Here is a 19,289-nt window from a genome sequence, read left to right on the forward strand (position 1 = left end):
GGCCACGATTGTGGTGACGTAGAGCCAGCCACCTGGCACCCGGATACGCTCCATGCAGGCGCTATGGAGAGGCGTGATGTTCCGGCCAAGGATCTCGATCTGGTCGTCAGGGAGCATGGTCACTTCCGTGCTGTGGCGAGCGCGAAGCGGAGCGCGTGCCGGAATTCGCGTTGCAGGTTTCGCTCCACCACCGCCTGGACGATGCCCTCGAAGTCGAAGACAGCCTCGTAGGTCGGCTGGGAGCCGAAGGCGTAGACGGGCATCACCCCGCTCTCGGTGCGCTGGTAGATGGCGGGCTTCAGGCCACCGCGTGTGCTGCCGGGCAGGACCGCGAAGTAGTGCTCGTCGCGGCGCTTGCCGCGGCCGCGGCGGCCCCTCTGGCTCTGATCGCCCAGCGCGTTCAGCGCCGAGAGCACCTTCACCATCTGGCCGCGCTTGATGTTGCCGTAGGCGTCGAGCTCGGCCCCGGATGCGGGAATGATGAACTTGCCAGCGGGCAGGACACCCGCATCTCGGAAGTTCTGCTCCGACCGCTTCGCCCGGCGGCTCCCGCCGAAGATGCTGGGACCGAGGTAGCGGCTGGCGGCCGAACTCTTGCTGGCGAAGTGGCGGAGATCCACCGACGCCTTCAGGTCGTTCTTCGTCGCCGGCACCACGTAGGTGCTGTTCCTGGTGAAGGGGGTCGGGCGGTCGAAGAGCCGAGGGAGCTCCTTCTTCACCGCCCGCTGCCCGGCCTGCGCTGTGCGGGTCAGGGCCAGGGCCGTAGCGAACGGCACCTGGAATTGCGCGGCAGCGCTTAGCTGACGGGTCAGCGGACGCAGATCGGCGTTGATGTCGAACATGGCTCAGCCGATCAGGCCAGCGGCCGCCAGCAGCATCAGCACGAAGCCACAAGCGCCGAGCAGCAGCAGGCCATGGAGGATGTCGTCCATCACCGCCCCGCGCTGTTGGGCGGGTCCGCCTCGACCAGGGCTCCGGAGTGGAGCAGGTGGTTGACCGTGCGGATGTCCGCTCGCCGGTGCCAGCCCGGTCCCAGATAGCAGCGGGTGCCGGGCGGGCGGCCGAGGAAGCCGGTCTGGCTCTCGTCCGGCACTGCCTGCACTTCCTCGCCATCCGGCGTCCGGTAGCGGCCCTGCGCGAAGCGGTGCCAGCCCCAGCTGCTCACCGCCGCCCGTTCGGCGAGGCCGAGGCTGCCCGCGACCAGAAGCGCCGGCGGGCGAGGCTGCGCCGCGGCCGACATCAGCGCACCGTCAGCGTGGAGTAGGCGCCCTGCCCGGCCTTACCCGGCAGGCGCTGGCCGACCATCTCCTTGGTGATGACCGGCCCCGGCGTGGCGGGGATGCCGGCGAAGTCGGCCTTGATGAGCATGTGCTTGCCGACCAGCACCACGGGGTTGTCGCCCATGGCCTCCAGCAGCACCGGCTTCAGCTCCTTCAGCCGCTTCTCCAGTCGGTTCTTCTCGGGCGCGCCAAGCGCGTACTCCTCGACCAGGGCGGCGAGCTTCTTGTCCTTCAGCACCGGGTAGTTGGTGGTGCTCGGCTGGACGGCCGCGGCGGCCGGCGCATCCGGCGCGGGCTTGCGCGTGCGGGCTTTGGCGGGGGCGGCGGGATCAGCCGGCTTGCGGGCCATCGGGGGTGTCCTTGTGGGTGAGGAGGATCCGGCGCACCTGTGCCGCGTGCCACACCTCTCCACCGGAGGGCGGGCGCACGCCGCGCGCCGTCAGGGCCTCGGCGATCTGCCGGAGGCTGCTCGCGCCCGCCTTGCGGGCCGCCAGCACGTAGGGCAGCGCGTCTCCGCAGTACGCGGCGGCGCGTGCAGTCTGCGCAGCGCGGCCGGCGCGGGCCGTTGCCGTGTCGATGCCGCTCACGATCTTTCGGCTTCCGAGCTTCACACCGCGTGCCTTGGCGGCGGCGAGCGCCGCCTTGGTGCGCTGGCTGATCAGCCCCGCCTCCAGCTCCGCGACGGCGGCCAGCAGGGTGAGCAGGAACTTGCCGGTGGGGCCGGGCGGGACCTGGGGCAAATCACAAAATGCCACGCCGGCGTCGCCCGACCCTTCCACCACGGAGAGGAGGAAGCGGGCGTTGCGGGCCAAGCGGTCGATTTTGGCGATGACCAGTGTTGCGCGGCGGGCGCGGCAGGCGGCAAGCGCGGCCGCCAACTGCGGCCTGTCATTGCGCTTGCCACTCTCGACCTCCTCGTACTCGGCGATGAGCCGGCCAGGGGCCTGATTGGCCATGAAGGAGGCTACGGCCGCCTTCTGCGCCTCCAATCCTAGGCCGCTACGGCCCTGCTGATCGGTCGAAACGCGGTAGTAGGCGACGAAGAGGGGCACGGCGCTGGCGGCGCCAGCGGCCGCTCTGAGCCGTGGACGGGGCATCCTGGCGCTGTTTCAACCGCAGACGGGCGTATGCGGCGTTGTTACAGCCGCGCCCATTTCGCGGGGCATCGGTGCCGCCGGCGCTGGCGGCGCGTCATCGGCCAGCGGCCACATGCCGGAGAGACGCAGCGCCGCGCAGCGCGGGTGGTTCACGCCGCAGATCCGGTCGGGCTGGTCATGCCGCGCGGGGCAGATGCAGGCGTAAGGGGTGCTCATGCGGGACACGCCGCCGGCAGCAGGTCGGGCGCGACGATGCCTTTTGCTCGCAGCGGCCCGGCCAGGCGCTGCATGGCCTCACCCCAGATCCGCGCCTCGCCGAAATCGCGGCGCGGATCAGGCGCCACCTGGCGTTCGCCCCAGATCCGCAACACCCGCGCGTGCACCAGATCGATGCGGCGCTGGCGGTAGAGGCGGTCGAGGCATTTCACCACGTCATCCGGCTCACAGGGGCGCGCGGTTCGTCCGAGCTGGAGATGCAGGTTGGCACCATCCCGACGCGCGACCAGCGCGGCCATTGTCCAGTGCCAGGCATCTTCGACAGTGAGGAACGGCCGCGCGCCCCCATCCACGCCCTTGGGCGCGTCGGTGAGGTTCATGGAACGGCTTTCAGAGGAGAGAGGCGCGGCTTGGCGCGCAGCCAATAAAAAACCCGGACCCCCTCAGGGCTCCGGGCGCAACTATGGCGGGAAGGGTTTTGACCTCGCATTTCCGTGATCTAATGTCAAGCGGTCACGCGATGCCCATATTGGCAGCGAGATATTCAAGAGCTTGGGGCACCAAGACTGCGGAGGGGTGTGGCTCCCACTGGATCACCAGGGCCCGCACCGCAGCTTCTGCCTGGTCGCCGCAGTCGCGCCGAATCAGCTCCATCCAGGCCAGGTAGAGCTTCCAGGCTGTCGCGGCGGCACGCTCCTGGTCGCCCGTCAACTCCTGCCCAGCCGCGCGCCCACCGCTGCCCCAGCCCTTGGGCCTGCTCAGGCCCGGCAGGGCATCGTGCCAATATTGGCGCAGCCAGCCGGCAGCCTCCGCCTGGCGCTCGGTCAGCTTCAACACCAGAAGCGGATCGTGGTCGACCACCACCCGCGCGCCTCCTTCCTCACTGACACTGGGTCGCTGCTGCATGGCCAGCCCATCCGCGCCTCGGTCGCTCTGCAGGATGCCAGCCCGCTCTGCCGCGCGCTCCTGCGCGGCACGGCGGTCATGGGCACCCAGCACAGCAACGCGGGCAGTCTCCGCCCGCTTCGCCTCCTGGCGCTGGGCGGCCAGTTCCTGGGCCACCAGCCCCCCTGCCCGCTCGCGCATGCGCTGCGCCCGGCAGGGGTCAGCCACCTCCGGCTCCACAGCGATGGGCCGCCGGTGCTCGGTCGGCAGGACAGGTGCCGGCGTGGCGGTCGGTGCCTCGATGGCGAGCTGCGCCGCTTCCGCGACCAGCTCGGCCTGCACCCTGGCCCAGACCCGACTGACCAGCCGCGCCCAGCGGCGCGGCGGGAACTGACCGTTGGCGCGGTTGGTGCGCCGGACGCGGCCCGCCGAGGCGGGCGAAGATCCCTGCGCGAAGGGCGGCAGGGCAATAGGCAGATGCGACACGCGGACCTCTGGCGGCGGACCCCCGACCGGCGCCAAGGTGAAGAACTATCACGGGACCGTGATCGCAAGTAAGTGGAATTGCACGGGATGCAACCGGAAGCTGCGGGTTCATGCGGCGGCCTCCTGAGGGGCGGCGACCCACTCCACGATGTCCACCTCCAGGCCGCTTTCGCGGCACAGGCGGACCAGCCGATGGCCATGGTTCTGGCGGACATGGTCGCGGACGAAGCGGCTGCGCAGCCGGATCTCGGCCACCCCCCGCTCAAGCCGGGCGAGGGTCATGTCCTGCAGCCAGGAGCGGTAGGCAGTCGGGCCCTCGTCGACCTGCATCCGCGCATGCACCTGCGCCCACCCCTCGGCCGCCTCGGGGACGAGGCAGGGGGCCGGCGCGACGGGGGCGGGTGAGGCGGGAGCGCTCTGCGGCAACGGCGCCGCGGCATCCACGGGGCGCGCATCCTCGGCGCACCACAGCTGCCAGCGGGCGGACCAATCGGCGCAGCGGGTGCCCTTGGCGCGGAAGTGCAGCCGGAAGCGGGCCAGCACCTGGTCGGGATCCAGCCCGGCAGCCTGGGCTACTTCCCGATCCTCCTCCGATGGAACCCAGTTTTCGGGGAGGGGGGTCGGCCGCGCGCCTCGCGCGCGCGCCCCCCCTGATGGTTCTATGGTGGTTCTATGACGGTTCGGGGGCACGTGGTGCCCCTTTGAACGGCACGAGGTGCCCCCTTGAACGGCACCACGTGCCCCCTTGATCGAAGGGGCACCACGTGCCCCCTTGAGGGCTTCTTCCTCCGCCAATTCGTCAACTTCGTTGTTAGCAACAGGGGCTTCTTCAATTTCCCGAGCCGGAACAGCCAAGGGGGCACCACGTGCCCCCTTGGCGGGGCGGGAAGGACCAAGCTGCAGGTAGTAGCGGCTCGTCAGCTTGGTGCGGCGCTTCGTCACCACCGCGCCCAGCTCCTCGAGTGCACGCAGCGCCTTGCGCACGGCGCGTTCCGAGTAGCCGGTCCGTGCCATCAGGGATTCCACGCTGGGCCAGCAGCTGCCGGCCTCATCTGCGAAGTCGGCCATGGCCACCAGCACGAAGCGCGGTGTGGACGGGATGTGGGTCTGCTGAAAGGCCCAGCTCATTGCCGAAATGCTCATAGGGCGACTTCCTTTGTCTGCGATGACAAAGAGCCGCCTGCTGTAAGCAGGGCGTAGCGGGGGCTGATCTCGGGTGCAAAGATATGGCCCAACGCTGTCAGCAACACCAGGAAGGCTGGATCGGGAAGCAAGGCCTCCCGTTGCTGCAGATCGTTAAGGGCTTTCTGCACAGTAGCCTCCGAGAAGGCAGTGCGCTTCGCCAGATCCTCGATACTGGCCCAGCAAGATCGGCTGCCGCATTCATCGGCAGTGTAGGCCAGGGCCGCCAGCAAGAAGCGCGGAACAGGGGGGATCTGGTGCTGCTGGAAAGCCCAGCTCAATGCTGCCGTGCTCATAGACTGGCTTCCGTCACCTGCAGGGACACGAAGCCGGCCTCCGCCAGCAGCGCCACCCGCTTGCAGACTGCAGGTGCCGGCATGCAGCTCAACTCAGCGATCTCCTCCAGGGAGGCCACATGGTTGGGATCGTCGGCCGATAGGTCGGAGAGGCTGACGAGGAGTGCCAGCAGGCGATGATCGATCAGCCGCACTCGCCCGAGTGTGATGCGAGGCTGAATGCCCTGATCTTGGCCTTGGGGGTCGCGATCTGTAGTCATGTCCCGGCATCCATGGAGTTGATCGGAAGCGCCGGCGGTTGCAGCCGCGGCGCTTCATCTGTGGTTTCCGCAATCCATCCGAGGCGAGGCCCATCGGCCGGCGGCGCTGCATCCCACACCATCCAGGCATAGGGAGTGGCGCCGCCCGTCTCTCGGGCATTCGGATCATCGCCGCGCCACATCGTCAGGCGCGACGAGAACACCCAGATCCGGTTCGGAGGCCGGACGCGAAACAGCGTCCGGTGCCTGCGCATCCCTTCCAGGAAGGCGAGGCGCAACAGCAGGGCCACCCGCTGCGCACCCAGCGCCTGCGCATGCAGCAGGAATGGCGCAGCCAGGCTGTAGGGCGGATTGGTGACGATGCTGGCGCTGCCGCCCTGCATCTGCCGCTCACGCAGGAAATCCACGCCACCCCTGCCCCAGCCGCGGTCAACCAGGTCCGTGCTGTGCGTCTCGTAGCCGGTCGCGATCAGCACACGCGCCATGGCGCCATCTCCGGCCGCGCACTCCCAGATTGGGCCCGGGAACGTCTCGCGCGCCAGCAGCGCGGCCGTGGCGGCCGGCGGCGTACGGAACCACTCATGCGGATCCTGCCGCGCGGCGCGCCGCTCGCGTTTCAGGCGCCCGCCGCCGACCCCACCCGGTAGGCCGTCGACGGCAGGCTGCCGCTCACCATAGGGGCGGGGGACCCCCGGTGAGATCTGTAGGGGGGCACTCATGCGGCCCCCGAGATTTCGCGCTCAATGCGCTTGGCCCGTTTGGCTTGCAGGGCCGCCAGAAGTCGCGTGGCCTTGCGCAGCACATGCGAGGCTTCCAGCTCCAATGCGGCCTCGTCCATCGGGCACAGCTCGCCATCGGCGATGCCCTCAGCAAACGCTTGGTGCAGCTCGGCTGTCTCCTGCCCCAGCCTCGCCACGAGCTGCGGCACGCTTTCATGGCCGGCAGCAGATGGCTGCGTCAGCGCGTAACCGGCGCGGCGCGCCAGCTCCTCGGTGATGGGCGCTGCGCGTGCGACTTCCTCCAGCCGTGCCAGCACATCGAGTGGCATGAAATGCGGCTGGTGCGGGTTCTGATAACCGCTCAGCACAGACCGCTTCACGCGCGTGCAAGACGCCGCGGCTTCGAGCCCGCCCACGCGCTCGATCAGGACACGGGTCAGCGTCTTCAGCGCCAACTCACTGGTGGAAAGAGGCTGCGACATCAGCATGCGGAGCAGCTCCGATTGGCTATGCTCCAGCTTCCAGCGAGAACAGTGAAAGGCTCTTGCCCGGTAGGGTTGTGGCGGCGGGCGCAGCTTGGCCCTGGATGCGTCGGGCGGGGGCGGGGCATATCGGCCTTCTGGCAGATCTAGGGGCTAGAGCTCCGCGCAGGGGCTGCGCAGGAAAGGGCGGATGGACCTCGATGCGGCAACAGTGGGAGACCTGTTCCTGGGTGCGACCATCGTCCTGGCTGCCATTGCGCTGGCTATTGCCCGGCCATGGCGCAGGCCAAGACCTATCGATGAGGCAAGCGGCTTTTCGCAGCCCGCCCAGCGCAAACCCGTTTCATGTCACTGTTGCTCAACGCTCGAGAGGGGGCCTCCTGTTGCGTAGCCGGTGCCTGACCCAACACCACCAGAGACGATCGGCCAGGGGCTCGCATTGTTGGACGAGCCGCCACATCCCCTGTGAATGCAGAATCCTGGACCACCAGGCTCGCATTGGAATTAGGGGAGCCGCCCTGTGTGTGCGCTGAAGCCAGTGGAGAATATCCCAAGCAGATGGATTGCCCGGCTTGCGCATCACGCCGCCTCCGGCGCAGGCAATGAATCCGAATTCTCCCCATCAGGTAGAGGCACACCAAGCACCTCAGCCACTAACCGCCGGCGCTTCAGCGGAATGCCGTTCTTCTTCCATTGCGAAACGGCTGCAGGGCTGATGCCAGCCCGCTCCGATACGGCCTTCACGCCGCCACGCCTGGTAAAGAGGATCGATTCGAGTTCGCGCATACCCAATACGCTTAACGCCGCTAAGGAGAGACGGCAATAGAAACTAAAGCGGCTTCGCGCCTCCTGGCATGCCATCAAACTTACATGGCTAAAGCGCATGCTCCGGTAAGAATCCCCACTCCTAAGGCTATCGCGGTTGGAAAACGGCTCCGCGAAAAGAGAGAACAAAAGGGATACACACAAGCTGATCTTGCTGCTAGGCTTAATGTCACCCCAGGGGCGATTGCCCAGTTCGAGACCGGTAGAAGCCTGCCGAGGAACACGCGCTTGGAGCAGATAGCTTTAGAGTTGGAGACTTCTGTCGAGTACCTGCTGACAGGCGGAGACCCTGACGAGGTTGCTCGCGCGCAAACCAAGACTGAGCTGGAGGCTCTGACTCTGCTGCGGAGCCTTCCAATGGCAGAGCAGGAGACTGTCATGGCCATGTTGGCTGGCCTGGCTAATCGCAAGCGAAAAAACTAGCAGATCACTTAGCGGCGTTAAGTTTTTTGTTGCCCCAAGAAACTTAGCGCAGCTAAGGTTTCCTTGCCCTTTGGTGAGGAATCGATGTTGTGGCTGCCCAGCCCCTAACGCCTTTTGCCGGCTCAACAGCCGGCGCCCCTGTCGTGCCCCTTCCTGCGCTGACCGGGAGCATCCCTACCGACCTGCTGCGCCCTGCCGCGCCGACCCTGCGCGACGCGCTCACCTACATCCGCATCCAGGCTGAGGCCGCCGCGAACCGCGCCGCCGCGCTCGCGCAAGAGGCTCAGGCCATGCAGGAGATGGCCGAGGCAAACCGCGCGCATGCCCGCCGCCTGGAAGACGTGCTGTTCCTGCTGGGAGAGGCGGCATGAACGCGCTCACGCCGCTCCAGATCGTCTTCCCGCCTGTCCTCGCTCCGCACCCCGATACGCCCGTGCACACCGTGCCTCGGCAAGCGCTGTCGCTAGCGACGCTCGCCCGCACCGTCGCGCTGCTGGTGCGCGAGGCCTCGCCGCTTCCGACCGACATGACGCAGCGTCAACTGGCCCTGCTGCTTCACCTGGCCACGATGGAGGGGCCTCACACGGTGCGGGGCTTGGCCAACGCCCTCCGCCTCTCCAAGCCTGCCATCTGCCGGGCGGTCGACGTGCTGAGCGAGGCGGCGCTGGTTGAGCGGAAGCCGGATCTGCGCGACCGCCGCAGCGTACTGCTGGCGCTGACGAGCACGGGCCGCGGGGCGGTGCGCGCGCTGGCCTACCAGCTCTCCACCCCCGACGAAGCATGACCGCCGTGCGTGGACTTTTGCGGCCAGCCGCAGAAGCGGCACTCGCCCCCTCCCCCATTGCCGATACGGCCGAGCTGCTCGCGCATCTCCGCGCGGGCGACCTGCTCTCCAAATGCCACAGCACCGGCTGGCATCTGGTGCGCGCCGACGCCCCCGTGGCCAGTGAGGCGGTTCTGGCCCTGCAACTGGCGGCCGAGGGGCGCCTGATGCCCGCCGGCGACGTGCTGCCGGGCATGGATTCCGGCCTGTCGCAGACCTGGGAATGGGAAGACGCGGCTCGGCCAGGTCCGGCGCTGCTCGACGTCTTCGACGTCCGTAACATGCTCAAGCGGGATGTGGCCGCCGCCGGCAGCGCGACGCTGTACGCGGAATCGCGTGCAGCGCCCGGCCAGCGGCCGCTGACGCGCTCGCAGATCACGGACGTGACCGGCGGCCATAAGCACCCCACACCTGCCGTGTTGCGGGTGATGGGGCTGACCCAGCGCTATGTGCTGCTGGCTGATCTGCGGAGGCGCCAGTGACCGACGCGCCCACTCCCCCGCCGCCGATCCTGCAGGAGGTGCGCCGGCACGCCGAGCGCACCGAGGCGCTGGCCGACTACCGCGAGAGCCGCCTGGGCGGCTTCCGCCAGGATACCGCCGCGGCGGCCGAGATTGCCGCCGAGCGGCGCGTGGCCGCTTGGATCCGCCAGCAGCTCCAGCAGCAGGAGGCGCTGCATGACCGGCGCCGGTAAGGCGGGCCTGGTGCCGCCGCGCCGGCAGCGCGCCATTGACCAGGCCGAGCAGCGCCTGGCGGTGCTGATCTGGGCGCGGGGCAAGCTGGCCGGCAGCCAGCTCCTGGCCGAGGACGCGCTCGACATGCTGGTGCGCGACGAGGCGCTGCAGCTGGGGAAGCTGAAGGGCCTGCGCCCCCTGAGATCGGAGCGCCAGCCATGATGCCGCCCATCGAGCGCCGCACGAACTGCGACGGCATGTACCGGGCAGTGCGCGAGCGCTGCCCGAATGCCTGCGTGTCCTGGTACCTGACCAGCAGCTTCGCCTACTACCACTGTGACGCCCCGTTCATCTCGGATGCGCTCTACGACGAGATCTGCCGCGACATCGACGCGCGCTGGGATGAGATCGTGCACCCGCAGAAGCACCTGGTGCAGCGCGACCCGCTGCGAGCCGGCACCGGCTACTATCTGGCCATCGAGGATCTGCCGCTCTCGGTGCGCGCGGCGGCGCGCGTGATGATGCGCGAGCTGGGCCTGTCGCCGCCGCCGGCATGGATGATGCAGCCGGCGCCGCTTCCGCCGGCTGAGGTTGTACCAGCGCCATCTGTTGTCTTGGAGCCCGATGTGGAGATTGCCGCCCCCTCCCCACCCCCTACGGTGCGGCTGCCCGTCGCGCCGCTGGCGGCGCCCCGGCCGGTCCAGCTGGCCCTTTTCTGAGGAGGGCAGGATGCCTGTGCTCACCCGCGAGCAGCGCCGCCTGCTCTATCACTACCGCCATGGCGAGGTTGTCCTGCGCGACGACCGCCGCACCCATGAGGCAGCCGTGCCGCTGCTGCGCCAGGGCCTGCTGCGCATCACGCGGTGGGAGGACAACGGGCCGCGGTACGCTACCACCGAAGCCGGCATGCCGCATGCCGTGCGAGAGGAGTTGCCATGACAGGCCAGCCGAAGGGATCACGCATCCTGCGCGATACGGTCCTGATCGCTCTCCTTGCGATGAATATCAGCATCGCTGCAATCTCAATCCGGGAGGTGAAGCGAGCACAGGCAGCGTACCTGCAAGCCGCTGAAGCCCTTCAGGTACTGCACGACACCATCCGGTCAAACCATGCAGTAAGCTATGCCCAGTGAGGCGGGAGGCGTAACCTGATGCTGATCTATGGAAATTGCGCCGGCTGTAGCGACTGCGAGTGCGGCCGATGACCGACATTCCCATCATGTTCAGCCCGCCTATGATCAAAGCATTGCTGGTTGGGCAGAAGACACAGACGCGGCGCCTGGCATTCGCGGACAACTGGACCTTGCCAGATCGGGAGGCGCGGCCATTGCCTGAGCACCAGGCAAAGCGAAGGCCATCTCCCTGGGTGAAGGTGCGCCCGGGCGACCGCCTCTGGGTCCGAGAGAATCTGGAACGGGCCATTGGCGAAGCGGTGGGATACCCGGCAGATGGAAGCTGGCTCCCGCATACGCCGTGGGCCTGGAAGAACTCACGGCTTCCGGCCATTCACATGCCGCGCTCGCTGTCGCGCTTTGTCTTGATGGTGGAGCAGGTACGCATACAGCGCCTACACGACATCACCGAGGAAGACGCTCATGCAGAAGGAGCCGAGCCGGACATGAGCCGGGAGCGTGATGCGCCGACTTACCGGGCCGGCTTTGTGCAGCTCTGGGAGAACCTGCACGGCGAGCGCGGATGGCTGATCAATCCCGAAGTGGTAGCTCTAACGTTCCGGACGGTGCGGGGGAATATCGATGCCGTGCAGGAAGCGGCATGAATCGTCAACCGAGTGGTTTGCACGGCTTCATCCGGCGAGTAGATCAAGGCTTCAATCAAGCGACATGGTGGCTGATACCAGCGTGGGCCGCCCTTGCGCTCTAGGCCTATGGAAGGTTCTCACATGAACGAGCAGCTGAAAGGTACCTACGTAATCACGTTCTGGTCGAAGGCGTATTTGTCGATCAACGGCAAGAAGTCGGTCCGGAAGGGCACTGCATTGGCAGCATGGGAACTGGTGCAGGGACTGATGCAAAGCGACGAAAGCTTTGAGATCACAGCGCCACAAGGCTACACTATCAGCTGGCAGGAATTGAAAGCCTTAGCTGAACAGGGTTAGAATGTTCGGAATATGGGCTCCGAAATGGAGGGCAGGAACAACCCTGCCCTCCCGGAATTTTCTACTTCTGGCCAGAGAGCCACAGCATTACGGCCTCGTCTATCAGCTCCTGCACCGGTCGCCTCTGGCGGAAACTGATCACGCGCAGGCGCTCCGCAGTGCTGATCTTGGCTCGATAATTCATCTGCTTCCTCGCTTCTGGCGGAGGAGCCGCATCATCCTCGGGCTGGGCTGCCGGAACCGGCAGGACTGGAGCAGCCTCTGGCGCAGCCGGAGGCGCCTCCGAGACACTCGGCGCGGGCGCACCCTCCATGATGTCGATGTCCGTCATTGGACGGTACGGCTGCTTCTTCATGACCGGCTAACCCCCAGCACACCATCCACGTAGGCCCATAGAGCCGCCACCTCACCGGCCGCCGGGCCGGTCGGGTCAACCTCCGGCGCAGTCAACCCGGCCGTCTTGGCGCCGGCATAGTCGGTGCGGTCGCCGATAGTGGTCGGCGCGATGGCGCCGTACTGGCTGAGGGTGATGGCCGCTTCCGTGGTCAGCCTCACCCGGGGCTTCACCCGGTTGAGCACGAAGACCATGTTGCGCTTGGCTGTCTTGGTCAGCGACACGGTGCCACCCACAGCCCTCAGATCGTCAGGGCTCGGCTGCACCGGTACCAGCACCAGGTCGGCATTGATGACGGCATCGGTCGCGGTCTGGGTCAATGCGGGGGGTGTGTCGATGATGACCAGCTTGAAGCCCTGCTTGCGAAGCGCCGCCAGGGTAGCGGTCAGGTCGCTCTCGATGGCTACCAGCACCGGGGTCTCGGCGGTCCGAGCCTCCCACCACTTCTTCAGCCCCGCCATCTCATCTGTATCGATGATGGCTACGGGGCCATGTCCGCATCTTACAGCCTCGACTGCAAGGTGACAGGATATGGTAGTTTTACCCGCGCCACCTTTCCTTGAAGCCATCGTTATAACATGCATCTCACATACCTCCGTATCGTGCTACGTAGCAATGTACCATGGTACATATGTAGCCGATAAGAGGGTTTAAGCAGGATATTGCGCTTCCGAGATTCGCAGGCCATGCTGTCCAGGCTGAGCAATCCCGCTGAGCCAGAAATAGAAAGGGCCGGCACCGCCGAAGCAGAACCGACCCCCTCTTCCAGTCAAAGCGGCCGAAGCCACCTAGACCAGACGTTGCACTCTGAAGGTAGGCCTGGGCCGCCAACTTCGCAAGCGTGAGCTTGCGGAATTGGGGAACCTGCGTCCTGCGGGCTGGCAGAAGCCATGCCTGACCTGATGACGCGCGTGGCCAGCCTTGTGGCTGGCACACCGCGCGAGCTGCACCAGAAGCGCTTGGCCGAGGAGTACCTCGCCGGCGGTTTGGACATCGCTGACACCCTGCCGGCGCTGTATGCACTGCATGCCCGCTGGGATGCTCGCCGGGAGCCGCAGGCGCCGCGGCCGCGCAGCACCCCGCGTGAGCCGCGCTCGACGGGCCGTTACGTGCCGCACATCAGCCTGGACCCGGTGACCCATCTACGCGGCTGTGCGCTCTCGGTGCTGCTGCTGGTGCGCTCGCTGGCCGACCAAGCGGGACGCCTGGTCACTCTGACCGCCTCGCTGGCGACCCAGCTCGGCTACACACGCCGCGCGGTGCAGTACGCCTACCACCAGCTGCGCGCCGCCGGGTACCTGGAGCACCGCTACGACGCCCAGCGCGGCGTGGTGGTGCTGGAGCTGCTGGAGGCGGTGCTTCCGTCGCCGGAGGCGGTGCAGGCCCGTCAGGACGAGCGCCGTGCGCCCACGCCCAGCACCGGCTGGCGCGAGGCCTGGATGCGGCGGGTGCAGGCCCTCAGTGCCCTGGCGCGTCGTGGGGTGCGAAATGCCGTTCGCCCATTAAACGCCTCTCAGATTCAAAGGGGCCGGGCAGGGGAGCAGTTCTCCAGCCTGATGGTCAGCGCCGCCTGGTCAGCGGACAAAGGGGCAATGAGGCTGTGCTGATTGCGGCGGGATCGCGGAGGCCCGTGGCCGTGCGCGATAATCAGAGGTTAGCGTGCAGCAACGAGGCCAGCGGATGCCGCAGATGGGTAGACAGCAGACATAGCATGGTAGACTTCTGCCCTCGTTGTGGTCGGTGCGTCATCGCTTAGGGACGGTTCTTAAAAAACCTTTCGTTGAGCAGGATCGCTGTCGGGTCCGCATGGCACTGCCTGTTACTGCTTGACGCCCAGCAAGCAGTGGCACTAGGCACGCTTCATGCCACCATCGCTTCTCGTCACCTTCGTTGCCGGTGCCACGGGCATGTGGCAGGTCGATCGCGTCAGCCCTGTCATCGGCGAGACGCTGCCCATGACTGCCCGGCTGGCCGTGCTGGAAGGCGCCGGGACCGCACCGCTGCCGGAGGCAGCCTGGGCACTGCGCGGCGTGACCAGCAATCTGCGTTACACCAATCGAGCGGAGTTGAACGCGCTGGGCGCGATGCAGCAGGGGCTGCTGCGACCGCAGGCAACCCGCGCCGCGCTGATCCCCATCCGTAAGACCGAGGCCTGGTGGGCGCTGGCACAGGATGAGCGCCGGGCAATCCTGGAGGAGCAGTCGCGGCATATCGGCATCGGCCTGGAATACCTGCCGGCTATCGCCCGCCGCTTGCACCACAGCCGCGAGCTGGGTGAGCCCTTCGACTTCCTCACTTGGTTCGAATACGCGCCGGAGCACGCGGCGGATTTCGAGGAGCTGGTCTGCCGGCTGCGGCAGACTGCCGAATGGGCCTATGTGGACCGCGAGGTGGATATCCGCCTGAGCCGCATTTAGGGCTGGCTCCCATTACCATCGAATGGCTGAGTTTGGGCTGACGCTGCGGTCGGCGCTGATCAGAGCAGCCCTAGCCCCAATCGGCAGATGTCTGCTTCGGGTCGGACCCGGCAGTAGCCCGCTTGGCCAGAGGCAACTGCTGGATGGGGTGGAAAGCGGTCCAGGTCTCACTGAGGCCGGAGCGGCAGTAAGTTGCCGTCGGTGTCACGCCGGCCAGACCGCACTTCTTCCTCAATCTGGGCGAGATGTCTTTCGTGGTCATCCTGCGTCGAGCTGAACACAGCCAGAAGCGTTCGCGCCTCATCCGTCATGGGTGATTGAATGGCTTCGAGATGCTGAACTAGGGCCTGTTGACAATCCGGTGTCGTCTGGTCGAGTTTCCGTTGTCACCAGGGGGGTCCCGACAAGGGGCTGAGATACTGCTCGCCATTGGCAGCGCAGTGACCCGTTGAACCTGATCCAGTTCATGCTGGCGTAGGGACGGTGCGGCTGCCGTGGCTCCTCAAAAAGGGGCTTTCCCGCGCTCCTGTGTGGGCAGGGCATCCTCCATCATTCCGTGCCAGCGCTGGGTCTCCGTAGCGGATGCGAAGGAGCTTTGGCGCATGTCGACCCAAACCACCAGCAGGTCACCGGAATCTGGTGTGCCGACCGTCACGACCGGCCCGCTGCCGGCCTCCACCAAGGTTTTCAAGCCGGGCATTCGGTACCCGGAACTCCGCGTTCCGATGCGGGAGATCGCCCTTCACCCGAGCGCGGGTGAGCCCCCGGTAACGGTCTATGACGCCTCCGGCCCTTATACTGACTCCGCCGCCGAGATCGCGATCGAGCGCGGCCTGCCCCGCCACCGCCGGGCCTGGGCCGAGGCGCGCGGCGATGTCGAGGCCTATGACGGGCGGGAGGTGAAGCCTGAGGACAACGGCTTCGTCTCCCCCGACCGCCTCACTCCGAGCTTCCCTGTCCGTCATCGTCCGCTGCGGGCCAAGGGTAGCAAGGCGGTCACCCAGCTTGCCTATGCCCGCGCAGGCATCATCACGCCGGAAATGGAATACGTCGCCATCCGCGAGAACCTCGGCCGCGCCCAGGCTCGCGCGGCCTTGGAGCGCGACGGCGAGGATTTCGGTGCCGCCATCCCCGACCATGTCACCGCGGAATTCGTGCGGGACGAGGTGGCACGCGGCCGCGCCATCATTCCCGCCAATATCAACCACCCGGAGCTGGAGCCGATGGCGATCGGCCGCAACTTCCTGGTGAAGATCAACGCCAATATCGGCAATTCCGCCCTCACTTCCTCCATGGCGGAGGAGGTGGAGAAGATGGTCTGGGCGGTCCGCTGGGGCGCCGACACGGTCATGGACCTCTCGACCGGTCGCAACATCCACAACATCCGCGACTGGATCCTGCGCAACGCTCCGATCCCCATCGGCACCGTCCCGCTCTACCAGGCGCTGGAGAAGGTCGGCGGTATCGCCGAGGACCTCACCTGGGAGGTCTTCCGCGACACGCTGATCGAGCAGGCCGAGCAGGGCGTGGACTATTTCACCATCCATGCTGGCGTGCGGCTGCGCCACGTGCCGCTGACGGCTGGGCGCGTGACAGGCATTGTCTCCCGCGGCGGCTCCATCATGGCCAAGTGGTGCCTGCACCATCACCGTGAGAGCTTCCTCTACGAGCATTTCGAGGAGATCTGCGACATCTGCCGCGCCTATGACGTCTCCTTCTCCCTTGGCGATGGGTTGCGCCCCGGCTCCATCGCCGATGCCAACGACGCGGCGCAATTCGCGGAACTGGAGACGCTGGGCGAACTGACGCAGGTGGCGTGGGCGAAGGATTGCCAGGTGATGATCGAGGGCCCAGGCCATGTGCCCATGCACAAGATCAAGGCCAATATGGACAAGCAGCTCGCCACCTGCGGCGAGGCGCCCTTCTACACCCTCGGGCCGCTGACGACCGACATCGCCCCTGGCTACGATCACATCACTTCGGGCATCGGCGCGGCCATGATCGGCTGGTTCGGCTGCGCCATGCTCTGCTACGTCACGCCGAAGGAGCATCTCGGCCTGCCGGACCGGAACGATGTGAAGACCGGCGTCATCACCTACCGCATCGCGGCCCATGCGGCGGACCTCGCCAAGGGCCACCCAGCCGCAAGGCTGCGCGACGATGCCCTGTCCCGCGCGCGCTTCGAGTTCCGCTGGGAGGACCAGTTCAACCTCTCCCTCGACCCCGACACAGCGCGATCCTTCCACGATGAGACGCTGCCGAAGGAGGCGCACAAGACCGCGCATTTCTGCTCCATGTGCGGCCCGAAATTCTGCTCCATGCGCATCAGCCACGACATCCGCGCCGAGGCGCAGAAGGAAGGAATGGAAGCCATGGCGCAGAAGTTCCGGGAGGGCGGCAAGCTCTACGTGCCGCTGGGGGAGGCGCGGTAGGGTGCTCCGACGGGGAAGGGCCGGCCGCTTGCTCTTCCCCGCCACCTGCTTCATTTGACGCAGCAACGGTCTTTACCGCTCATCGTGAGGCTATGATGGCGGCAGCGAGATTGATGCTGGCGCGGAAGCTGGTGTCGGTCTTGTCGTAGCGGGTAGCAATGGCGCGGAACTCCTTCAGCTTGGCGAAAAGGTTCTCGATAAGGTGCCTCCAGCGGTAGATCTCACGGTCGAAGCCGAAGTGAGCCTTGCGGTTGGCTTTTGGCGGGATCACGGCGACGGCGCCCCGGGTGTCGAGTTCGGCTCGGAGCCAGTCGATGTCAAAGGCCCTGTCACCGAGCAGGGCACCGAAGGCGATGCCTTCGATCAAGGGCGGCACACCGATCGTATCGTGGCGCTGACCCGGCAGCAGGACGAAACGCACCAGATTGCCGAGTGCATCGACAAGGGCGACGATCTTGGTCGTCAGGCCACCACGCGAGCGGCGAATGGCCTGATTTTGGGTCCCCCCCTTGCGCCGCTCGCCTTCTGGTGGGCGGTGACGATGGTGCCATCAATTAGGGCGTACTCGAAGTCTGGCTCGTCGGACACGCGCTCGAAGATGCGGTCGAAGACCTCGGCCCGTACCCAGCGGCGGAAGCGCTGAAACACGCTGTTTCACTTTCCGAACCCTTCCGGCAGGTCGCGCCAAGGCAGACCCGTGCGCACCCGCCACAGCACCGCTTCCAGGAACAGCCGGTTGTCCTTTGCAGTCACACCGCTATCGGAGGCCTTGCCCGGCAGAAGCGGCGCGATCTTCTCCCAGACCGCATCGCGCACCCCAAACCGACCCTGATCCATCCTGCCGCCACCCTCACCAAAGGCGGGGTTGAATCACAGCTTGGCGGTGACAGGAATCCTGGATGTCAACGGACCCTAAGACCTTGCTTCCCTTTGGGAGGGCCACAGGTAGGATTTCGGCAGCGGTTGGTATTCGATCCAGTGATCCACCGACATCGCGACGGTTGTGTGCGCCCTACCAGCACAAAGTGGCACCGCGGTACTCGCCGGCGGTCCAACCCTGCTCTAGGGGCCAGGCAGGCTGATCACCTTGGCACCTGGAGGAATCACGGTTGGCGGTAGCATCGGCCGACAATAGTCGACACGGTTTGGAACCATAGGGCTTGTTCTTGATTTGTTCGGCGTGTAGCGTAGCCACGGGCGTGCCGGTGCGCGCTTCGTCATCCCGACCATGGAGCTTCCCCCCTATGGCCCGCCGAGCAGCGCCTCCCCCAGCATCACCGGCACGCCCCCAGCCCCTGCAGCGCATCGCCGACATGGTCGGCCGCGCCGTGCCGCCTGACCGCGTGCGGCGCGAAGCAGAAGCCATGGTCGCCGCGCTGCTGAGCGGGGCAGGGGATCGCATCGAGATCAGCGAGCAGCTCGGCGAGATGGCGCAGCAGCTGACCGAGGGCGTGGAAGCCGTGCGCGAGGCTGCGGCGGAACTCGACCGCAGCGACCAGATCGCGCAGCGCCAGGCGGATGCCGCCATCGCCTCCCTCATGGCCGCGCGCGACGTCCTCGCCGCTGCCGCAGCCCCCTAAGCGGAGCGGCTGCCATGGCCCGGGAAGGCTACACCGGGGCCGAGACCACCGGCTTTGTCTCCCCCGCCTCCGACCACCTCGAAGGCCCTATCGACCTGTCGCAGATCCTCGACCTGCGCCGCCCGCATCGCTTTCCGGTGCGCGTGCTGGGCGAGGCGCTGGTCGAGCGTGGCATCCTGCCCGGCGACATCCTGATCACCGACACCGCGGCCGAGCCGCGCCACGGCGCCGTCGCCATCATCATGGTGGGCGGCGAGGTGCTGGTGGCGCAGCTCGCCTTCAAGCAGGGCCAATGGTTCCTCAAGCCCGGCCGGCGCGACCGACCGCCGACGCCGGTGACGGAGGATACCCAGCTCTGGGCGGTGGTGGCCGCCCTGGTGCGCGAGCGGGTGTGACCCTGCCATGCCGGCCACCTATGGGCTGATCGACGGCAACAGCTTCTACTGCTCGGCCGAGCGCGCCTTCGACCCGGCGCTGCGGCAGGTGCCGGTGGTCGTGCTCAGCAACAACGATGGCTGCGCCATCGCCCGCACCCCGGAAGCCAAGGCGCTCGGCATCAAGATGGGCGAGCCCTGGCACCTGGTGCGCGGCCGCGCCGAGCTGCGACCGGTGCGGTGGATGAGCAGCAACTACGCGCTCTATGGCGACATGAGCCGGCGCGTGTACCAGGTGCTGGCCGAGCGGGTGCCGCGGGTCGAACCG

33 protein-coding genes, 1 pseudogene and 1 riboswitch are annotated in these 19,289 nt (G+C 66.9%); of the genes and pseudogenes, 17 read left to right on the forward strand and 17 right to left on the reverse strand.

All coding sequences use genetic code 11. The features are described from left to right. Positions 1–119: 119 nt before the first annotated feature. The 13 genes from ACZJYS_RS13225 to ACZJYS_RS13285 all read right to left on the reverse strand — a co-directional run bounded on the left by ACZJYS_RS13225 (position 120) and on the right by ACZJYS_RS13285 (position 7,689). Positions 120–842 carry a hypothetical protein gene (locus ACZJYS_RS13225; protein WP_493178792.1) on the reverse strand — a complete coding sequence of 241 codons (723 nt, stop codon included), beginning with the start codon at positions 840–842 and terminating at the stop codon, positions 120–122. Between the two features lie 89 nt (positions 843–931). Then, entirely contained in the window at positions 932–1,240 is a 309-nt protein-coding gene (locus ACZJYS_RS13230) for a hypothetical protein (RefSeq protein ID WP_493178794.1), read from the reverse strand. Beyond that, positions 1,240–1,629 carry a hypothetical protein gene (locus ACZJYS_RS13235; RefSeq protein WP_493178796.1) on the reverse strand — a complete coding sequence of 130 codons (390 nt, stop codon included), beginning with the start codon at positions 1,627–1,629 and terminating at the stop codon, positions 1,240–1,242. Before ACZJYS_RS13235 ends, ACZJYS_RS13230 begins: the two co-directional genes overlap by 1 nt. Next, positions 1,610–2,332: a recombinase family protein gene (locus ACZJYS_RS13240; RefSeq protein WP_493178797.1), complete on the reverse strand. Its 723-nt coding sequence runs from the start codon at positions 2,330–2,332 to the stop codon at positions 1,610–1,612. Before ACZJYS_RS13240 ends, ACZJYS_RS13235 begins: the two co-directional genes overlap by 20 nt. Positions 2,333–2,389: 57 nt before the next feature. Beyond that, positions 2,390–2,593, reverse strand: a complete 204-nt coding sequence (locus ACZJYS_RS13245; RefSeq protein ID WP_493178799.1) for a hypothetical protein — start codon at positions 2,591–2,593, stop codon at positions 2,390–2,392. After that, positions 2,590–2,973 carry a hypothetical protein gene (locus ACZJYS_RS13250; RefSeq protein WP_493178801.1) on the reverse strand — a complete coding sequence of 128 codons (384 nt, stop codon included), beginning with the start codon at positions 2,971–2,973 and terminating at the stop codon, positions 2,590–2,592. Before ACZJYS_RS13250 ends, ACZJYS_RS13245 begins: the two co-directional genes overlap by 4 nt. Before the next feature lie 133 nt (positions 2,974–3,106). After that, entirely contained in the window at positions 3,107–3,964 is an 858-nt protein-coding gene (locus tag ACZJYS_RS13255; RefSeq protein ID WP_493178804.1) for a hypothetical protein, read from the reverse strand. Between the two features lie 108 nt (positions 3,965–4,072). After that, complete coding sequence (locus ACZJYS_RS13260) at positions 4,073–5,107, reverse strand: helix-turn-helix domain-containing protein (RefSeq protein ID WP_493178807.1); 1,035 nt, start codon at positions 5,105–5,107, stop codon at positions 4,073–4,075. Further along, on the reverse strand, positions 5,104–5,442 hold the full coding sequence (locus ACZJYS_RS13265; protein WP_493178810.1) for a helix-turn-helix domain-containing protein: 339 nt from the start codon (positions 5,440–5,442) through the stop codon (positions 5,104–5,106). Before ACZJYS_RS13265 ends, ACZJYS_RS13260 begins: the two co-directional genes overlap by 4 nt. Then, complete coding sequence (locus ACZJYS_RS13270) at positions 5,439–5,702, reverse strand: hypothetical protein (protein ID WP_493178812.1); 264 nt, start codon at positions 5,700–5,702, stop codon at positions 5,439–5,441. The genes ACZJYS_RS13265 and ACZJYS_RS13270 overlap by 4 nt, the downstream gene beginning before the upstream one ends. Continuing rightward, positions 5,699–6,187 carry a hypothetical protein gene (locus tag ACZJYS_RS13275; protein ID WP_493178815.1) on the reverse strand — a complete coding sequence of 163 codons (489 nt, stop codon included), beginning with the start codon at positions 6,185–6,187 and terminating at the stop codon, positions 5,699–5,701. Before ACZJYS_RS13275 ends, ACZJYS_RS13270 begins: the two co-directional genes overlap by 4 nt. A 230-nt stretch (positions 6,188–6,417) precedes the next feature. Further along, positions 6,418–6,909, reverse strand: coding sequence for a phage regulatory CII family protein (locus ACZJYS_RS13280; protein ID WP_493178817.1), 492 nt, complete (start codon positions 6,907–6,909; stop codon positions 6,418–6,420). A 573-nt stretch (positions 6,910–7,482) separates the two neighbouring features. After that, a complete protein-coding gene (locus ACZJYS_RS13285) occupies positions 7,483–7,689 on the reverse strand; it encodes a helix-turn-helix domain-containing protein (RefSeq protein WP_493178819.1) in 207 nt (68 codons plus the stop codon). Between the two features lie 84 nt (positions 7,690–7,773). Here ACZJYS_RS13285 and ACZJYS_RS13290 point away from each other — a divergent pair, with 84 nt between their 5' ends. The 11 genes from ACZJYS_RS13290 to ACZJYS_RS13340 all read left to right on the forward strand — a co-directional run bounded on the left by ACZJYS_RS13290 (position 7,774) and on the right by ACZJYS_RS13340 (position 11,764). Then, on the forward strand, positions 7,774–8,151 hold the full coding sequence (locus ACZJYS_RS13290; RefSeq protein WP_493178821.1) for a helix-turn-helix domain-containing protein: 378 nt from the start codon (positions 7,774–7,776) through the stop codon (positions 8,149–8,151). 89 nt (positions 8,152–8,240) lie between these two features. Continuing rightward, positions 8,241–8,522: a hypothetical protein gene (locus tag ACZJYS_RS13295; RefSeq protein ID WP_493178823.1), complete on the forward strand. Its 282-nt coding sequence runs from the start codon at positions 8,241–8,243 to the stop codon at positions 8,520–8,522. Further along, entirely contained in the window at positions 8,519–8,935 is a 417-nt protein-coding gene (locus ACZJYS_RS13300) for a MarR family winged helix-turn-helix transcriptional regulator (RefSeq protein WP_493178825.1), read from the forward strand. Before ACZJYS_RS13295 ends, ACZJYS_RS13300 begins: the two co-directional genes overlap by 4 nt. Then, entirely contained in the window at positions 8,932–9,456 is a 525-nt protein-coding gene (locus ACZJYS_RS13305) for a hypothetical protein (RefSeq protein ID WP_493178827.1), read from the forward strand. Before ACZJYS_RS13300 ends, ACZJYS_RS13305 begins: the two co-directional genes overlap by 4 nt. Continuing rightward, positions 9,453–9,668, forward strand: coding sequence for a hypothetical protein (locus tag ACZJYS_RS13310; RefSeq protein ID WP_493178829.1), 216 nt, complete (start codon positions 9,453–9,455; stop codon positions 9,666–9,668). Before ACZJYS_RS13305 ends, ACZJYS_RS13310 begins: the two co-directional genes overlap by 4 nt. Further along, entirely contained in the window at positions 9,652–9,870 is a 219-nt protein-coding gene (locus tag ACZJYS_RS13315; RefSeq protein ID WP_493178831.1) for a hypothetical protein, read from the forward strand. The genes ACZJYS_RS13310 and ACZJYS_RS13315 overlap by 17 nt, the downstream gene beginning before the upstream one ends. Beyond that, positions 9,867–10,367 carry a hypothetical protein gene (locus tag ACZJYS_RS13320; RefSeq protein ID WP_493178833.1) on the forward strand — a complete coding sequence of 167 codons (501 nt, stop codon included), beginning with the start codon at positions 9,867–9,869 and terminating at the stop codon, positions 10,365–10,367. Before ACZJYS_RS13315 ends, ACZJYS_RS13320 begins: the two co-directional genes overlap by 4 nt. 10 nt (positions 10,368–10,377) lie before the next feature. Then, the gene (locus tag ACZJYS_RS13325) at positions 10,378–10,587 is read left to right on the forward strand and encodes a hypothetical protein (RefSeq protein WP_493178835.1); all 210 of its coding nucleotides are present in this window, start codon (positions 10,378–10,380) and stop codon (positions 10,585–10,587) included. Next, positions 10,584–10,781, forward strand: a complete 198-nt coding sequence (locus ACZJYS_RS13330) for a hypothetical protein (protein ID WP_493178837.1) — start codon at positions 10,584–10,586, stop codon at positions 10,779–10,781. Before ACZJYS_RS13325 ends, ACZJYS_RS13330 begins: the two co-directional genes overlap by 4 nt. Positions 10,782–10,849: 68 nt before the next feature. Continuing rightward, entirely contained in the window at positions 10,850–11,425 is a 576-nt protein-coding gene (locus ACZJYS_RS13335; RefSeq protein WP_493178840.1) for a hypothetical protein, read from the forward strand. Positions 11,426–11,548: 123 nt separating this feature from the next. Continuing rightward, entirely contained in the window at positions 11,549–11,764 is a 216-nt protein-coding gene (locus ACZJYS_RS13340) for a hypothetical protein (RefSeq protein ID WP_493178842.1), read from the forward strand. Positions 11,765–11,825: 61 nt separating this feature from the next. On the opposite strand, the gene ACZJYS_RS13345 is transcribed toward ACZJYS_RS13340, so the two are convergent. Both ACZJYS_RS13345 and ACZJYS_RS13350 read right to left on the reverse strand, forming a co-directional pair. Continuing rightward, positions 11,826–12,095, reverse strand: a complete 270-nt coding sequence (locus ACZJYS_RS13345; protein WP_493178844.1) for a hypothetical protein — start codon at positions 12,093–12,095, stop codon at positions 11,826–11,828. Positions 12,096–12,115: 20 nt separating this feature from the next. Then, the gene (locus ACZJYS_RS13350; RefSeq protein ID WP_493178845.1) at positions 12,116–12,742 is read right to left on the reverse strand and encodes an AAA family ATPase; all 627 of its coding nucleotides are present in this window, start codon (positions 12,740–12,742) and stop codon (positions 12,116–12,118) included. Positions 12,743–13,048: 306 nt separating this feature from the next. Between ACZJYS_RS13350 and ACZJYS_RS13355 the strand changes: the two genes are divergently transcribed. Together ACZJYS_RS13355 and ACZJYS_RS13360 are read left to right on the forward strand one after the other, a co-directional pair. Then, on the forward strand, positions 13,049–13,765 hold the full coding sequence (locus tag ACZJYS_RS13355) for a hypothetical protein (RefSeq protein WP_493178847.1): 717 nt from the start codon (positions 13,049–13,051) through the stop codon (positions 13,763–13,765). A 255-nt stretch (positions 13,766–14,020) separates the two neighbouring features. After that, complete coding sequence (locus ACZJYS_RS13360) at positions 14,021–14,575, forward strand: chlorite dismutase family protein (RefSeq protein ID WP_493178849.1); 555 nt, start codon at positions 14,021–14,023, stop codon at positions 14,573–14,575. A 381-nt stretch (positions 14,576–14,956) separates the two neighbouring features. Next, a riboswitch (TPP riboswitch) is annotated at positions 14,957–15,074 on the forward strand. A gap of 3 nt (positions 15,075–15,077) precedes the next feature. Here ACZJYS_RS13360 and ACZJYS_RS13365 read toward each other — a convergent pair. Next, complete coding sequence (locus ACZJYS_RS13365; protein ID WP_493178858.1) at positions 15,078–15,275, reverse strand: hypothetical protein; 198 nt, start codon at positions 15,273–15,275, stop codon at positions 15,078–15,080. On the opposite strand from ACZJYS_RS13365, the gene thiC reads away from it, so the two are divergent. After that, positions 15,178–17,007 (forward strand): phosphomethylpyrimidine synthase ThiC, encoded by a 1,830-nt coding sequence (gene thiC, locus ACZJYS_RS13370; RefSeq protein ID WP_493178851.1) that lies wholly within the window; start codon positions 15,178–15,180, stop codon positions 17,005–17,007. The genes ACZJYS_RS13365 and thiC overlap by 98 nt on opposite strands. 79 nt (positions 17,008–17,086) lie before the next feature. Here the strand turns inward: thiC and ACZJYS_RS13375 are convergent. Then, positions 17,087–17,844: pseudogene (locus ACZJYS_RS13375) on the reverse strand (IS5 family transposase). A 407-nt stretch (positions 17,845–18,251) separates the two neighbouring features. Between ACZJYS_RS13375 and ACZJYS_RS13380 the strand changes: the two are divergent. From ACZJYS_RS13380 to ACZJYS_RS13390, 3 genes are all read left to right on the forward strand, one after another. After that, on the forward strand, positions 18,252–18,587 hold the full coding sequence (locus ACZJYS_RS13380; protein WP_493178853.1) for a hypothetical protein: 336 nt from the start codon (positions 18,252–18,254) through the stop codon (positions 18,585–18,587). Positions 18,588–18,601: 14 nt separating this feature from the next. Further along, on the forward strand, positions 18,602–18,982 hold the full coding sequence (locus ACZJYS_RS13385; protein ID WP_493178855.1) for a LexA family protein: 381 nt from the start codon (positions 18,602–18,604) through the stop codon (positions 18,980–18,982). A gap of 7 nt (positions 18,983–18,989) precedes the next feature. Further along, on the forward strand, positions 18,990–19,289 hold a 300-nt coding region (locus tag ACZJYS_RS13390; protein ID WP_493178856.1), incomplete at its 3' end, for a Y-family DNA polymerase.

This window comes from Roseomonas sp. TS2 (genome assembly GCF_058833935.1).